15 protein-coding genes are annotated in these 13,948 nt (G+C 72.3%); 7 read left to right on the forward strand and 8 right to left on the reverse strand.

Going from position 1 to position 13,948, the window contains the following annotated elements:
* Nucleotides 1-160: 160 nt before the first annotated feature.
* Nucleotides 161-1,114: an LLM class F420-dependent oxidoreductase gene (locus ACFYNP_RS10065; protein ID WP_388784334.1), complete on the reverse strand. Its 954-nt coding sequence runs from the start codon at nucleotides 1,112-1,114 to the stop codon at nucleotides 161-163.
* A gap of 306 nt (nucleotides 1,115-1,420) precedes the next feature.
* Here ACFYNP_RS10065 and ACFYNP_RS10070 point away from each other — a divergent pair, with 306 nt between their 5' ends.
* The gene (locus ACFYNP_RS10070) at nucleotides 1,421-1,954 is read left to right on the forward strand and encodes a type 1 glutamine amidotransferase domain-containing protein (RefSeq protein ID WP_388419195.1); all 534 of its coding nucleotides are present in this window, start codon (nucleotides 1,421-1,423) and stop codon (nucleotides 1,952-1,954) included.
* A gap of 173 nt (nucleotides 1,955-2,127) precedes the next feature.
* Here ACFYNP_RS10070 and ACFYNP_RS10075 read toward each other — a convergent pair whose 3' ends face one another.
* Nucleotides 2,128-3,222: a glutamate--cysteine ligase gene (locus ACFYNP_RS10075; protein ID WP_388784336.1), complete on the reverse strand. Its 1,095-nt coding sequence runs from the start codon at nucleotides 3,220-3,222 to the stop codon at nucleotides 2,128-2,130.
* A gap of 102 nt (nucleotides 3,223-3,324) precedes the next feature.
* The gene (locus tag ACFYNP_RS10080) at nucleotides 3,325-3,870 is read right to left on the reverse strand and encodes an ATP-binding protein (protein ID WP_388419192.1); all 546 of its coding nucleotides are present in this window, start codon (nucleotides 3,868-3,870) and stop codon (nucleotides 3,325-3,327) included.
* Between the two features lie 368 nt (nucleotides 3,871-4,238).
* Here ACFYNP_RS10080 and ACFYNP_RS10085 point away from each other — a divergent pair, with 368 nt between their 5' ends.
* Nucleotides 4,239-4,961 (forward strand): VOC family protein, encoded by a 723-nt coding sequence (locus ACFYNP_RS10085; protein ID WP_388784339.1) that lies wholly within the window; start codon nucleotides 4,239-4,241, stop codon nucleotides 4,959-4,961.
* Between the two features lie 108 nt (nucleotides 4,962-5,069).
* On the forward strand, nucleotides 5,070-5,942 hold the full coding sequence (locus ACFYNP_RS10090) for a class II glutamine amidotransferase (RefSeq protein ID WP_388784342.1): 873 nt from the start codon (nucleotides 5,070-5,072) through the stop codon (nucleotides 5,940-5,942).
* An 18-nt stretch (nucleotides 5,943-5,960) separates the two neighbouring features.
* On the opposite strand, the gene ACFYNP_RS10095 is transcribed toward ACFYNP_RS10090, so the two are convergent.
* Nucleotides 5,961-6,287 carry a plasmid stabilization protein gene (locus tag ACFYNP_RS10095; protein ID WP_388419186.1) on the reverse strand — a complete coding sequence of 109 codons (327 nt, stop codon included), beginning with the start codon at nucleotides 6,285-6,287 and terminating at the stop codon, nucleotides 5,961-5,963.
* Nucleotides 6,288-6,459: 172 nt separating this feature from the next.
* Complete coding sequence (locus tag ACFYNP_RS10100; RefSeq protein ID WP_388419185.1) at nucleotides 6,460-6,690, reverse strand: DUF6479 family protein; 231 nt, start codon at nucleotides 6,688-6,690, stop codon at nucleotides 6,460-6,462.
* A 182-nt stretch (nucleotides 6,691-6,872) separates the two neighbouring features.
* Between ACFYNP_RS10100 and ACFYNP_RS10105 the strand changes: the two genes are divergently transcribed.
* Both ACFYNP_RS10105 and ACFYNP_RS10110 read left to right on the forward strand, forming a co-directional pair.
* Entirely contained in the window at nucleotides 6,873-7,055 is a 183-nt protein-coding gene (locus ACFYNP_RS10105) for a DUF6381 family protein (RefSeq protein ID WP_100576292.1), read from the forward strand.
* A gap of 361 nt (nucleotides 7,056-7,416) precedes the next feature.
* Nucleotides 7,417-8,442, forward strand: coding sequence for an AI-2E family transporter (locus ACFYNP_RS10110; protein WP_388784345.1), 1,026 nt, complete (start codon nucleotides 7,417-7,419; stop codon nucleotides 8,440-8,442).
* A 60-nt stretch (nucleotides 8,443-8,502) separates the two neighbouring features.
* On the opposite strand, the gene ACFYNP_RS10115 is transcribed toward ACFYNP_RS10110, so the two are convergent.
* Complete coding sequence (locus tag ACFYNP_RS10115) at nucleotides 8,503-8,880, reverse strand: hypothetical protein (protein ID WP_388784348.1); 378 nt, start codon at nucleotides 8,878-8,880, stop codon at nucleotides 8,503-8,505.
* A gap of 276 nt (nucleotides 8,881-9,156) precedes the next feature.
* Between ACFYNP_RS10115 and ACFYNP_RS10120 the strand changes: the two genes are divergently transcribed.
* Complete coding sequence (locus ACFYNP_RS10120) at nucleotides 9,157-10,257, forward strand: M20 family metallopeptidase (RefSeq protein WP_388784351.1); 1,101 nt, start codon at nucleotides 9,157-9,159, stop codon at nucleotides 10,255-10,257.
* A gap of 18 nt (nucleotides 10,258-10,275) precedes the next feature.
* Here the strand turns inward: ACFYNP_RS10120 and ACFYNP_RS10125 are convergent, their stop codons facing one another.
* Nucleotides 10,276-10,653, reverse strand: coding sequence for an STAS domain-containing protein (locus tag ACFYNP_RS10125; protein ID WP_388419178.1), 378 nt, complete (start codon nucleotides 10,651-10,653; stop codon nucleotides 10,276-10,278).
* A 289-nt stretch (nucleotides 10,654-10,942) separates the two neighbouring features.
* Nucleotides 10,943-12,409 (reverse strand): xylulokinase, encoded by a 1,467-nt coding sequence (gene xylB, locus ACFYNP_RS10130; protein WP_388784354.1) that lies wholly within the window; start codon nucleotides 12,407-12,409, stop codon nucleotides 10,943-10,945.
* Nucleotides 12,410-12,637: 228 nt separating this feature from the next.
* On the opposite strand from xylB, the gene xylA reads away from it, so the two are divergent.
* Complete coding sequence (gene xylA / locus ACFYNP_RS10135; protein ID WP_388784358.1) at nucleotides 12,638-13,807, forward strand: xylose isomerase; 1,170 nt, start codon at nucleotides 12,638-12,640, stop codon at nucleotides 13,805-13,807.
* Nucleotides 13,808-13,948 lie beyond the last annotated feature (141 nt).

A 13,948-nucleotide genomic window follows, 5' to 3' on the forward strand; every position in this document is an offset into this window, starting at 1 on the left:
CTCTCGCAGCGGCACCCCAGTTTCTGCGCCCCGCGGGGGCGGGGGCCCCCCCCCGGGCCCGGGGGGGGGGCGGGCGCCCGTGGGGGCCCCCCCCCCCCCCCCCCCCAGGGGGGGGGGGGGCACGTCGGCGCGCTGTCCCGGGGCGCTGTCGCGCGGCTCGTCAGCCGAGCTGCGGCAGCACCTTGGTGCGGTAGAAGTCGAAGAAGCCCTGCTGGTCCTTGCCGATCTGGTTGATGTAGACGGTGTCGAAGCCCGCGTCCACGTACTCCTTCACCGCCGTCACATGCGCGTCCGGATCCGGCCCGCACGTGACGTTCTCGCGGACCCGGTCGGGCGTGACCAGTTCCGAGGCCTGCTCGAAGTGGCGCGGGGTGGGCAGGATCTGCGGCAGTTCGCCGGGCAGCTGCTCGTTGGCCCACAGCCGGTGCGCGGTGCGGACGGCTTCCTCCTCGTCCACGTTCCAGCACACCTTGAGTCCGGCGTACACCGGCTTGGTGCCCCCGCCGCTGCGCCGGAAGCGCTCGATCGCCGAGGCGTCGGGCGTCATGGTGACGAAGCCGTCCCCGATCCGCCCCGCGACCTCGGCGGCCTGCGGCCCGAACGCGGAGACGTCGATGGGCACGGGCTCGTCGGGGACGGTGTAGAGGCGGGCGTTCTCCACCGTGTAGTGCTTGCCGTGGTGGCTGATCCGCTCCCCGGTGAACAGCTGGCGCATCACCCGGACGGCCTCCTCCAGCATCTCTAGACGGATCGGAGCCTCGGGCCAAGGGTCGCCCAGGATGTGCTCGTTGAGCGCCTCGCCGCTGCCGACGCCCAGCCGGAAGCGCCCGCCGAACTGCACGGCGCTGGTGGCGGCGGCCTGAGCGATCACGGCGGGGTGTGTGCGGATGAGGGGGCAGGTCACCGCCGTCCCCACCGGGAGCGAGACCGCCTGGGACAGTGCGCCGATCACCGACCAGACGAACGGGGCCTGGCCCTGTTCGCCGTTCCACGGGTGGTAGTGGTCGGAGATCCACAGGGCCGTGAACCCGGCCTGCTCCGCCATCCTCGCCTGCTCCACCAGCTCGGCGGGACCGTGCTCCTCGGTGGACAGGAAGTAGCCGTATTCCGTCATCGGAGACTCCTCGGGAGTGATGAGCGCAATCCCTGTCCGGGTGGCCGTGGAACGGTCCGGCAAACGGCCTGGGACCCCGAATCCGGTGGCGCGCACCGGCGCCCACACCAGTCACCCTAAGCGCGGCCCCGACCCGGCGCACGCCCGAGCCGAGGCGCCGGCCGGCTGGCGGGGAGCCCCCGGCTCGGGTAGCCGTAGGGGAGTGTGGGTGCCCTGGTCAGGGGTACTGGCGGAGCGACCCGGTACGGCACCAAGTTCATCGACCGCACCGTGATCCCCGCGGTGCACTGAGAAGGGAGCGACATCATGAAGGTGGCATTCCTCGTGGCGACGGAAGGCATCGAGCAGGTCGAGCTGACCGAACCCTGGAAGGCCGTGACCGACGCCGGTCACACGGCGGAACTGGTCTCCACCGAGTCGGGGCGCGTACAGGCCTACAACCACCTGGACAAGGGCGACACCTTCCCGGTGGACCGGACCGTCGGGGACACCGGCCCCGGCGACTACGACGCCCTGGTGCTGCCCGGCGGAGTGGCGAACCCGGACGCGCTGCGCCTGGACGCGGACGCGGTCGCGTTCGCCAAGGGGTTCTTCGAGCAGGGCAAGCCGGTGGCCGCCATCTGCCACGCCCCCTGGACGCTCGTGGAGGCCGACGTGCTGCGCGGCCGCACCCTCACGTCCTGGCCGAGCCTGCGCACCGACATCACCAACGCGGGTGGCACCTGGGTCGACGAGCAGGTCAAGGTGTGCACCGGCGGCCCCAACACCCTGATCACCAGCCGCAAGCCCGACGACCTGAAGGCGTTCTGCGCGGCCTTCCTCGACGCGTTCGGCAGCTGACCCGGCCCGGCAGGAACCCGCATCCACCGGGTTGCCCGCCGCATGTGCGACCCGATGTTTCCCGGCCGCGCCCCGTGGTAGTCGGAAGTGCGTTCCTTACGTACGAAGGAACGAAGGCGCCGGACGGGTTGGGACCATCAGCCGCCGGCGCCGCCCTTGGCGGGACCCTGCCCTCAGGGGGCGGTGGCCTCGGACGTGATGAGCTCGATCACGGACGGGAAGCCGCCCTCGGCGAGCGCCTCGCGCTGGCGATCGGCGCCGTTGCCCTGGCGCAGCAGCCGGTGGATGAGCGAACCGACCTCGCGTTCGTCGCCGGATTCCGCCAGGTCCCGCGCGATGTGCTGGGTGAGCTGGCACAGCGTGTCGCCGGCTGGGCGCGGGCGGCCTGCCGAGTCGATCAGGGTGCCGCCGAGGCCGTGCCGGGCGGCATGCCAGACAGCGGCCTGCAAGAGCTCGGGCGCGCACTGCTGCTCGGGCTCGCCCGCCTGGTGCGCGCGCACGGCGGTGGCGGCGAGGGCCCGGACGATGCCCGCGAACATCACGGCGTCGTCCGCCCTCAACTGCACGTCCAGACACCGCAGTTCGAGGGTGGGGTAGCGCTCGGAGAGGCGCGCCTGCCAGTAGAGCTGGCCGGTGTCCGCGATGACCTTGGACTCGACCAGGGCCCGGGTGCGCCGCTCGTAGTCCTCCAGGCCGTCGAACCGGGGCGGTGGACCGCAGACCGGCCAGCGGCTGAAGACCGGGGTGCGCCAGCTCGCGAAACCGGTGTCCCGGCCCTGCCAGAAGGGGGAGTTGGCCGACATGGCGAGCAGCGTCGGCAGCCACAGCCGGATCCGGTTCAGGACGGACACGGCCACCTCCCGGTCCGGCATGCCGACATGGACGTGCATCCCGTTGATGAACTGCTCGTCCACCAACTGCGGGGCGCGGGCCCGCAGATCCTGGTAGCGCGGCTCGTGGGTCACCTCGGTGGGCGCGGAACCGGTCAGCGGGGCCGCCGCGGTCGTCGCGAGGCGGCAGCCGTACCGCTCCGCCGCGGAACCGACGGCGTGCCGCAGGCGCAACAGGTGACCGCCCACCTCGTCGAGGGACGAGCAGACCGGCGTCGCGACCTCGACCTGGGCCAGGAGCAGTTCGGGCTGTACTTCGCGCTCCTGCACCATGGGTTCGAGACCGGCGGCCGTACGCACCTCGTCGGACAGCGGTACGGGCAGACCCGAGTCCGGGTCCACCAGCAGATACTCCTCTTCGACCCCAATGGTGATCACGAGATGTGAGTACCCGCTCCGGGCCGCCCGTACCCGGCGCCCGACACGCTCGCGGGCCCTCGCGACCGGGCTCCGCCGGGCCGCGCTCCGAAGGCCGGTGCCTCAGGCGTCGCTGAGACACCGCACGTCGGCGGGCTCGGCCCGCTCCGCCCGGGGGTGCGGCCGGGTGTCGAACCGAGGCAGGGCGGGGACGCTCGCCGCCGCGGTGAGCACGGGGCTCGGGGGCAGCGCGCGCAGCGGGCGCAGCTCCTGCGGCTGGGCGGTCAGCGTGAACCACACGACCTTGCCGCCGGGCGTGTTCTGGGTGCCCCAGCTGTCGCTGAGGTGGGCGACCAGGGCCAGGCCGCGGCCGCGCTCGGCGAACGGCCGGGGGCCGTGCAGCCGGGGCAGCCGGGGATCGCCGTCGGCGACGGACGCGGTGAGCTGGCCGCGGGCCCAGCGCAGTTCCAGGACGCAGTCGTGGTCGCCCTGGGTATGGCGGTGCACATTGCTGAGCAACTCGGTCACGCCGAGGCTCACGGGCTGGATGATGCTCTCCAGCCGCCAGTGCCGTAGATGCGCGGCGACGATGCGGCGGACCTGGGGTATGCGGGCCGGCGTCGCGTCGAGGCCGAGGGTGTACTGGCGGGGACTGTCGATGGTGAACACTGCGACTCCCTTGTCGGCGGGAGCGGCTCGCCGGCCACTCCCACGTCCGCAGCCACGCGAGGGCTACTAAAAGTAGCCGGTCGGGCACAGCGCGGATTCCTCCAGCATGACCCGTACGGCCGCATCCGCAACACGAGGCGCCGGAGCCCCGCGGCAGCGGCCCGAAACGCCGGTGGTGCCGCGGTCGGCGGGCATCGGCGGCCGCGCCGGGCGATAGTGGAAGAGTCTGTGACCGGTGCCTCGGCCCCGTGACCGGCCCACCGGAACTCCTGGAAGCGAGGGCTTCAGTGACGCCCCCATCAACTGATTCCACCACCCGACTCGGCTCCGGGGCACCGGTGTTCGGCGCCCCGTGCTGGGTGAGCCTGATGGCCCGTGACCTGGACGCGGCGCTCGACTTCTACGGCGAGGTGATGGGCTGGACCTTCGGGCCCGTCAAGCTCGGCGACGAATTCCGGGTCGCGCTCGCGGACGGGACGCCGGTCGCCGGCATCTCCGCGCTGGCGTCGGCGTTCCAGGTCGCCGTGGCCTGGACCCCGTACTTCGCGGTCGAGGACGCCGATGTCACCGCCTCCCGCATCCGCGAGCGCGGTGCCACGGTCGCGGTCGGCCCGGTCGCGGTGTATACGGGCCGGGGGGCGCTGGCCGCCGACCGGGAGGGGGCGGTCTTCGGGATCTGGCAGGGGCCGCTCGTCTCCAACTGGGAGAGCTGGCGCGACTCCGCTCCGGCCTGGACCCGGCTGCACACCCGGGACGCGTTCGACGCGGCGATCTTCTACGGCGAGGTCCTCGACTGGGCCTCGGGCCGGCCCGGCTGCTGCGACGTCGAGTACGAGCACGAGGAGGTCGTCCTGCGGCACGGCGGCCGGGTCGTCGCCCGGCTCACCTCGGGTGCCATGGAGGCCGCCCCCGACCCCAACCTCAGGCCGCACTGGCACACGCACTTCGCCGTCGACGATCCGCACGCCCACGCCGAAAGGGCGCGCGCGCAGGGCGGCACCGTCCTGGCCGAGGGCACCTCGCCCGCCGGCCCCTGGGCGCGCATCAGCGACCCCGACGGCGCCGCCTTCACCCTCAACGGCAAGGGGTAGGGGTAGGGGAGAGGTGGGCAGAGCCCGCCCGGCGTTGCACTCCCACCGTCGGCGCGGCACGATGCCCGGGCGGGGCAGCTCCGGAACCGATCGTGGAGGTGGCGTGCGATGTGCCGACTGTTCGGACTGAGCAGCGCCCCGCGCCGCAGCCGCGCCACCTTCTGGCTGCTCGAAGCCCCCGACAGCCTCGCGGCACAGAGCCATCGCGATCCCGACGGCACGGGCCTCGGCTACTTCGACCCCGACGGCACGCCCGAGGTGCGCAAGGCACCGGACGCCGCCTACCAGGACCGGGACTTCGCCAGGGAGGCCCGCCGGATCTGCTCGGCCACCTTCCTCGCCCACATCCGCCTCGCCTCGACCGGAGGCCTCACCGCCCCCAACACCCACCCCTTCGAGCAGCAGGGACGGCTGTTCGCGCACAACGGGGTAGTCGAGGAACTGGCCTTTCTGGAAGCCCACTTGGGGCCGGACATGGCGCTGGTGCGGGGAGAGACGGACTCCGAGCGGGTCTTCGCGCTGATCACGCGGGAGATCAGGGACTCCGGCGGGGACATCGGGGCCGGAATCGAGCGCGCCGTACGCTGGATCGCCGCCCAACTCCCGCTCTACGCACTCAACTTCATCCTCACCACCCCGGACGAGCTGTGGGCCCTGCGTTACCCCGACACGCACGAGCTGTACGTACTGGAGCGCGAGGCGGGTGGACCGCACGGGACGCGGCACCTGGACCACAGCGGCACGGACGGCCGGCTGCGCGTCCGCTCCGGGGACCTCGCCGACCGGCCGGCGACCGTCGTCGCGAGCGAGCGCATGGACGAGCATCCCGACTGGCGGCTGATGGAACCCGGCGAGCTGCTCCGAGTCACCCCCGCCGGCTGCGCCGACCGGCATCTCGTGCTGCCCGACCCGCCGGCCCACCCGCTCCGGCTCGCCGACCTGACGGGCCGGGCCGCCCACTCGCAGAAGGCGGGCGGCTGAGCGCGGAGCAGCGGCGGATCAGCGGCCGAGGGCCTTGCGCAACTGCTGCTTGTTCATCGACGAGCGGCCCTCGATGTTGCGCTTCTTCGCCTCTTCGTAGAGCTGGTCCTTCGTCGGCCCCTGGGCGCCGCTGTGCGAGCGCTCGCCGCCGCGCTGGTACGCCGACTTCTTGTCCTGTGTCGAGGTCCTGCTCGCCGTCCTGGACTCGCCCGAGCGCGCGCGTTCCTTGTTGACGGTCCGCGCGGCGATCTCCTTGGCGCGCTCGGCGGAGGCGCCGCGCTCCTCCGCGCTCTCCTTGATGTGCTCGTACTGCCGCTCCCGCTTGGGGCTCGAACCTGCCGGCATGACGCCTCTCCTCACTTTCGCGAACCTTCGCGGCCCCCGGCCTGCCCGGGATGCGCAGCGACTGGTCGGACGCGGACGGACACCGCCGGGGAGCGGGCCGCGACCCGTGCCAGTCCACTGCGCCGCGTCACGGAACGCGACATCAGTACGTCTGGGCGGGTGACCGCGAGGCCTAGGCGCGGTGCTCGGGGTCCGTGGGCTCCTGGCCCTGCGAGGCCTCGGGCGGCTGCCAGGAATCAGCGCCCGGCTGCGGCGCCTGGGGAGGCATCGGCTTGTGGGCCGTACGCCGGCTCCCGAACCAGAAAGCCCCGATCAGCACGGCGACGATGACGACGCCCACGCCGGTGAACAGCCAGGTCGTGGAGGACGAGGCGAGTGTCTGCGAAGCAGCGAAACTGGTCATGTGAAGCGCCTACCCCCTCGGTGGCCGGCCTGACACGGAGATCCCGACGACTTCCGGCATCCGGCCCCGTACATCGAGCACGTCGAACGATCGCTGACTGTGTGTGACGGTTCGGGATGCGCGGGTCCCGGGTCGCTGTTTCCCTGTGGGTATCCGTAACCCACCGATGTCCAGGAGTGATCATGAGCGTCGCAGACGAGTTCCGTGCCCGTGCCCAGCAGATGCGCGAGAAGGCGGACCAGCTGGAGCAGGCGGCCGAGCGTGCCTCGGACCCGGCGGAGCGCCAGCGCCTGAAGGACAAGGCCCGCAGGCTCCAGGAGCAGAGCAGGATGCAGGGCGACAGCACGGGCATCGACCCCATGTGAAGGCGAAGCCGGCCCGTCATGTGCCCGTCATCCGGATGGCGGCCCGCGGGACCGGCATACAAGGCCGAGGACGGGATACCTGGCTAGGGTCGGAGCTGGAAGCCCGGTACCGGCGCCCGCCGCCGCTGTGCGCGCGGGGCGGTCACCACCCGGGGTGGCGGCGCACGAAGACCCCGTCCCGGCCTCGAAGAGAGGTACTGGCAGATGCACCCGTCGTACGCCTGCGCCTCACCCGCCCCGGCCGGGACCGGAGGCCGTGATGACATCGCCGCCGCCTGAGCGCGGCGGCGACCACGAGCCGGCCGGAATGACCTCGGGGGGACCCCCGGCCCCTGGCGGACGGTCGCGCGGGACGCGGATCGTGTTCGGCGGGTCATGGATCTCCAGCGGCTTCGGCCTCGGCCTCGGCGCGACCCTCGCGTGGCTGACCGTGCAGACCGTCCTGGAGGTCGGCAGCCTCCTGACCCTGCTGCTCCTGGCCGTGTTCATCGCGCTCGCGCTCGAACCGGTCGTCGCCTGGCTCACCCGGCACCACCTGCGGCGCGGCTGGGCCGTCCTCGTGGTCCTCCTCGTGCTGCTCGCGCTCTTCGCGGGCTTCCTCGCACTGGTCGTGCCGCCGGTCACGGACGAGGTGGACGCACTGATCAAGGCGGTGCCCGACTGGCTGAAGCAGCTGCGCGACCACGACTCGGCGCTCGGCAGGTTCGAGGACCGGTACCACGTCCTGCAGAAGGCCAAGGACCAGTTCTCCAACGGCGGGGCCGCGGGCCTCGCGGGGGGTCTGCTGGGTGCGGGGCGGGTGGTGGTCGGGGCCGTGACCTCGGCCGCCGTCGTCATCGTCGTGACGGTCTACGTGATGGCGTTCCTGCCTTCCCTGAAGCGGTTCTTCCTGCGGTTCGTCGCCGCCCGCAAACGTCCGCACGCGCGAGACGTCACCGACGAGATCCTGATCCGGGTGGGCCGTTACATGCTCGGCAACGTGCTCACCTCGGTGATCGCGGGGCTGGCCACCTTCATCTGGTGCGTGGTCACCGGCGTCCCCTACCCCGCCGCTCTCGGGGTGTTCATCGCGCTGATGGACCTGATCCCCATCGTGGGCACCACGATCGGCGGCTTCGTCGTGAGCCTGGTGGCCCTGTCGGTGTCCTTCCCGGTGGCCCTGGCGACGGCGGGGTTCTACGTAGCTTTCCGGGTCGCGGAGGACTACCTGATCGTGCCGCGCGTGATGAAGTTCGCCGTGGACGTCCACCCTCTGGTCACCGTGGTGGGCGTGCTGCTCGGTGGCGCACTGCTCGGCATCGTGGGGGCCCTGGTCGCCATTCCGGTCGCCGTCGCGATCGGTCTGATCCTGGACGAGCACGTCTTCGCGAGGACCGACGCGTCCTGAGCGACCGATCCCTGAGCGGCCGAGTCCCGAACCGGCGCCGACGATGGGCGGAGCGGGGCCTCAGACCCTGGTCTCGCTGTAGCCGCACACCCAGGTCAGGGCGTCGTGCACCCCGCGGGTGAAGTCCCGGACGCCCCCCTGGGTGGTGGGGTCATCCAGCTGGACGACGGCCGCGTCCACCTCGGCGGTGAGCAGCCGCAGGTCCGGCGGCGGACGGCGGGCGGACATACCCGTGACCGGTGCCCGGTCCACCCGGCCCATGGCCCAGCGGTAGGCGGCGGCCACGCCGAGCGCGAACTGGGCCGGTGCGTCCGACCGGTTGGTGAGGTACTTGAGTGCCAGGTCGACGTCACTGGGGGACCGGACGCCGATCAGCGTCGTCCCGCCGTCCGGCTCGGCCCGGTTCTCGGGTGTGGTTCCGTCCTCGGGTGCGGTCACTTCACTCACCTTCGCTCGTGTTCGCCTGCGGGGCGTCGCCGTCGTGGGGTCCACTGGGGCGAGTACCCAGCGAGCGGCTCCGTCGGCACCCCCCGACGGCCTTTGCGGCCGCGGACGACTCCGCCCGACCCCCATGCTGTACGCGCCGGCTCCTGTCGGGGGCGTACAGCTCGGCCAGATGGGTCACGTGCGGGGCCCGGACCACGCTGGTGCCACGGGCCCGTACCAGGAGCCCTGCCCCGAAGGCGGCCCACGGGCACCTACTAATCTGACCGCATGACGAGACACAAGGCCGTCCCGGTGCGCGTGGACGCGATGATCGAGGACCTCAGGACACTCGTCGAGGTCGAGTCGCCGTCACGCGACCGCGAGGCTCTCGCCGCATCGGCCAAAACGGTCGCCGCCGTCATCGAGAGCCGGCTGGGCGGCCGTGCCGTCCTCGTCGAGAGTGCGGCCGGACCGCACGTCCAGTGGTCCGGTGGTGGCGATCCGAAGGTGCTGATCCTCGGGCACCACGACACGGTGTTCCCGCTCGGCACGCTCGCGCGGCGCCCGTTCGAGGTCGAGGACGGACGTGCCACCGGCCCCGGGGTCTTCGACATGCTCGGCGGTCTGGTGCAGGCCGTGCACGGCCTCGCGGCCCTTGAGGACCGGTCGGGTGTGGAGATCCTGGTGACCGCCGACGAAGAGGTGGGGTCCCACTCCTCGCGGGCCCTGATCGAGGAACGTGCCCTGGCCTGCGGTGCGGTGCTCGTCTTCGAGGGGGCGGCCGACGGGGGCGGCCTGAAGACCGGCCGCAAGGGCTGCGGCACGTTCCGGGTCTCCGTCACCGGCCGCGCCTCGCACGCCGGGCTCGAACCCGCGGCCGGGGTCAACGCCCTGCTGGAAGCGGCCCACCAGGTCCTGGACATCGCGGCGCTCGGCCGTCCGGAGATCGGCACGACGGTCACCCCGACCGTCGCCACCGCCGGCACCCTCGACAACGTCGTGCCCGCGCACGCGACCGTCGTCGTGGACGTACGTGTCGAGTCGGCCGAGGAGAAGGCCCGCGTCGAGGCCGCCTTCGCGGCGCTGCGTCCGCATCTCGCCGAAGCGGGGATCACGGTCGAGGGGGCGGTCGGCCGCCCGCCGATGCCCGAGGCGGCGTCGGCCGAACTCTTCGCGCTGGCACGGCAGTTGGTGCCTGGCATCGAGGGCGTGGCGGTCGGCGGCGGCAGCGACGGGAACTTCACGGCGGCACTCGGCGTGCCGACGCTCGACGGCCTCGGAGCCGTCGGGGGCGGTGCCCATGCCGACCACGAGTATCTGCTGGTCGACACCATGGCCGAGCGCGCGAACCTGGTCACCGGTCTGGTGACCGCCCTGCGCGGCCGATAGTGCGACCGGGCCCCGGAATCACGGGGTGCGGTGCGGCTGCTCGACGCCTTCCGTGAGCGCACGGGGGAGCGCGTCGAGGATGGTGAACGAGCCGTCCAGACGGACGATCCGCAGGATGTGGGAGACCCGGGGGGTCCCCCGGATCAGTCTCAGCGTGCCGCCCCGGTACGCCACGTGCTCGCGTACCGCGAGCAGCAATCGGATGCCCCCGGCGTCCAAGAAGGTCACCGCACGCAGATCGAGCACCACATCGGCGTCGGCCACCCGGACCAACGCATGGACGCGGGGCCCCAGTTCGCGATGGGCCAGCATGTCCAGCTCGCCGTGCAGCTCGATGACCGTGGTGCCGCCAACGGTGCGGGTCCGCAGCCAGAAGGCCAGTTCGTCAGCGCTCACGTCGCGCCTGCCCGTCTCTTGTTTCCCGATGCCTGGATGCCGCCCCCGACATCCGTAACTTCTCACTCTCCGTGACCACCTGACGGGCCGCGAAGCGGGGCCCAACCACAAACCCCCTGGTAATCCTCATGCCCCAACGATCTGAGAAACTCACCTGTGTGACGTTCAGTAATGGTACGAGTTTCGGACAACATGTCGAACCCCCGTACGGGCGAGCCGACTTGGTCCCTCTCGGGGACCGTGAACCTCCCGGGACCCGTCGGCCCGGGAACGTCCTCGCCTCGCGCCATCAGCCCGGGAAGGCCCGGTCGAGCACCGAGCCGATGCGCTCCCAGGCCGCCAAGTCGCGCTCCACCGGAGGTAGTTCCCTGCCCCGGCCCGCTCCCCAGGCCCGGGCGAGCGTCACGGGATCGTCGCCGGTGGCGGCCGACGCGGCGAGGGCGGCCGCGCCGACGGCGACCAGTTCGGTGCCCGTCGGGAGGACGAGCGGGCGCCCGGAGAGGCGCCGTACGGTCTCCACCCAGGTGCGTCCCTGTGCGCCGCCCCCGATGAGCCGCAGCGGCCTGGTCGCCGTGGCGGGGGAGCCGGGGTCGAGGCCGCATGCGCTCAGCACCTCGTCCAGGGCCCGAAGCACGGTGAAGACGGCGCCTTCGTAGGCCGCGCCCAGGAGTTGCTGGGGCGTGGTGGCGTGGCGGAGGCCGGTGAGCAGCCCGGAGGCGGACGGGAGGTCGGGCGTGCGCTCGCCGTCCAGATAGGGCAGGAGAACGGCCTCGCCACCGGGTTCCGCGTCGTCGCGGCCGAGGCCGAGCAGACCGGCGATCCGGTCGACGGCGAGCGTGCAGTTCAGCGTGCAGGCCAGGGGAAGGTGGTGTCCGTCGGCCGAGGCGAAGCCGTTGAGCGCCGGGTTGTCCGGTCGGGTGCGGGTCGCCGCGAACACCGTGCCGGAAGTGCCGAGGCTCAGCACGGGGTGGTCCAGAAGTCCGGCACCGCCGAGCCCGAGGCCCACGGCCGCGCTCATGTTGTCACCTGTGCCGGCGGCCACGGCGACCGTGGGGGGCAGCCCGAGCGCCGCCGCGGCCCGTGCGGTGAGCGTGCCCGCGCGGACGCCGCCGGCAGGGGCCACGGTGGGCAGCAACTCGGCGTCCAGGGCGAGGAGTTGAAGGATCTCGGCGTCGTACGCGCTGGTGGCCGTCGAGTACCAGCCGGTGCCGGAGGCGTCTCCGGGGTCGGTGACCGCGACGCCGGTCAGCCGCTCGGTGAGGAAGTCGTGGGGCAGCCGGACCGCCGCACAGCGCTCGGTGGCCGACGGGTCGTTCTCCCGCAGCCACCGCCACTTGGCGGCCGTCATCGCGGCGACCGGAACGGACCCCGTCCGGGCGGTCCAGACGCCCGGCCCGCCGAGCTCCGCGGTGAGCGCGGCGGCCTGCGTGGCCGAGCGGGTGTCGTTCCACAGCAGGGCGGGCCGCAGGGGGCGCCGGTCCCGGCCCAGGACCACCAGGCCGTGCTGCTGTCCGGCGACCGCGATGCCGCGAACCGCGGACGCGGGTGCCCCCGACTCCTTGAGCCCGGCCGCGACGGCCTCCCGCAGGGCCTGCCACCACTGCTCCGGGTCGCTCTCGCGGGCCCCGCCCGCCCCGTCCACGCGGTGCGGGGAGCGCCCGACGGCGAGCGTCCGGCCGGTGACGGCGTCGGCGAACAGGGCCTTGGTGGACTGGGTGGAGCTGTCCACGCCGATGACGACCGGGCTGTGCGGCATCCGGGCACCTTTCTTCCGGGCCGGTGGTGTCTGCGGGCCCGGCCGGGGGCGGAATCATTTGACGGTGGCGGGAACAAAACGATGAGCGAATGAACGGACACTGGCGTGCCAAATTAGACGAACAGCCGGGGTTACGGAAGCACCGACCGTCGTGCAGTATTTGGTAAGGAAGAAAACAAATAGACCCGGCGTCGCGTCGGGCGGTCCCGCGAGAAGGTGGCGACGAGCATGACGGAACGCTTCACCCCGACCCCCGAGGACAAGTTCTCCTTCGGGCTGTGGACCGTGGGCTGGCAGGGGCGCGACCCGTTCGGGGACGCGACCCGGGCCGCGCTCGACCCCGTCGAATCGGTCCGGAGGCTCGCCGATCTGGGTGCGTACGGCGTGACCTTCCACGACGACGACCTGATCCCCTTCGGCGCCTCGGACACCGAGCGGGAGTCACACATCAAGCGGTTCCGGCAGGCACTCGACGGCACCGGCCTCGTCGTTCCCATGGCCACCACGAACCTCTTCACACACCCGGTCTTCAAGGACGGCGCGTTCACGGCCAACGACCGCGACATCCGGCGGTACGCCCTGCGCAAGACTCTGCGCAACATTGACCTGGCCGTCGAACTGGGCGCCCGTACCTATGTCGCCTGGGGCGGGCGCGAGGGTGCGGAGTCCGGCGCGGCCAAGGACGTCCGGGTCGCACTGGACCGGATGAAGGAGGCGTTCGACCTGTTGGGCCAGTACGTCACCGAGCAGGGCTACGACCTGCGCTTCGCCGTCGAGCCCAAGCCCAACGAGCCGCGTGGCGACATCCTGCTGCCGACGGTGGGCCACGCCCTCGCCTTCATCGAGCGCCTGGAGCGCCCCGAACTGGTCGGTGTGAACCCCGAGACCGGGCACGAGCAGATGGCCGGACTCAACTTCACCCACGGCATCGCCCAGGCCCTGTGGGCGGGCAAGCTCTTCCACATCGACCTCAACGGCCAGTCCGGCATCAAGTACGACCAGGACCTGCGCTTCGGGTCCGGCAATCTGCGCGACGCCTTCTGGCTGGTGGACCTGCTCGAAACCTCCGACTACACGGGTCCCCGGCACTTCGACTTCAAGCCGCCGCGCACCGAGGACATGGCCGGAGTATGGGCGTCGGCGGCCGGAAACATGCGCAACTACCTGATCCTGAAGGAGCGTTCGGCCGCTTTCCGTGCCGATCCGGCCGTGCGTGCGGCGCTGCGCGCGGCCCGTCTGGACGAGCTCGCCCGCCCCACCGCCGAGGACGGTCTGGCCGCACTGCTCGCGGACCGGGCCTCCTTCGAGGACTTCGACGCCGAGGCGGCGGGGGAGCGGGGCATGGCCTTCGAGCACCTCGACCAGCTGGCGATGGACCACCTGCTCGGAGCCCGGTGAGGCAGCCGCTGGGAGCGGCGGCCGGGTGAGACAGCCGCTCGGAGCGGTGGCCGGGTGGGGCAGCCGCTCGGAGCGGAGTGGCGCCGTAGCCGTCCACCCCCTCGACCGGGGCCGGGGCCGAATGGCCAGGCGTTCGTCGAA

This window comes from Streptomyces sp. NPDC006691 (assembly GCF_042869955.1).
Lineage (GTDB): Bacteria > Actinomycetota > Actinomycetes > Streptomycetales > Streptomycetaceae > Streptomyces.

Coding starts and splice junctions, on each gene's coding strand:
- ACFYNP_RS10065 (WP_388784334.1), bottom strand. CDS start 1,114: ATGACGGAATACGGCTACTTCCTGTCCACCGAGGAGCACGGTCCCGCC.
- ACFYNP_RS10070 (WP_388419195.1), top strand. CDS start 1,421: ATGAAGGTGGCATTCCTCGTGGCGACGGAAGGCATCGAGCAGGTCGAG.
- ACFYNP_RS10085 (WP_388784339.1), top strand. CDS start 4,239: ATGGCCCGTGACCTGGACGCGGCGCTCGACTTCTACGGCGAGGTGATG.
- ACFYNP_RS10090 (WP_388784342.1), top strand. CDS start 5,070: ATGTGCCGACTGTTCGGACTGAGCAGCGCCCCGCGCCGCAGCCGCGCC.
- ACFYNP_RS10095 (WP_388419186.1), bottom strand. CDS start 6,287: ATGCCGGCAGGTTCGAGCCCCAAGCGGGAGCGGCAGTACGAGCACATC.
- ACFYNP_RS10100 (WP_388419185.1), bottom strand. CDS start 6,690: ATGACCAGTTTCGCTGCTTCGCAGACACTCGCCTCGTCCTCCACGACC.
- ACFYNP_RS10105 (WP_100576292.1), top strand. CDS start 6,873: ATGAGCGTCGCAGACGAGTTCCGTGCCCGTGCCCAGCAGATGCGCGAG.
- ACFYNP_RS10120 (WP_388784351.1), top strand. CDS start 9,157: ATGACGAGACACAAGGCCGTCCCGGTGCGCGTGGACGCGATGATCGAG.
- xylB (WP_388784354.1), bottom strand. CDS start 12,409: ATGCCGCACAGCCCGGTCGTCATCGGCGTGGACAGCTCCACCCAGTCC.
- xylA (WP_388784358.1), top strand. CDS start 12,638: ATGACGGAACGCTTCACCCCGACCCCCGAGGACAAGTTCTCCTTCGGG.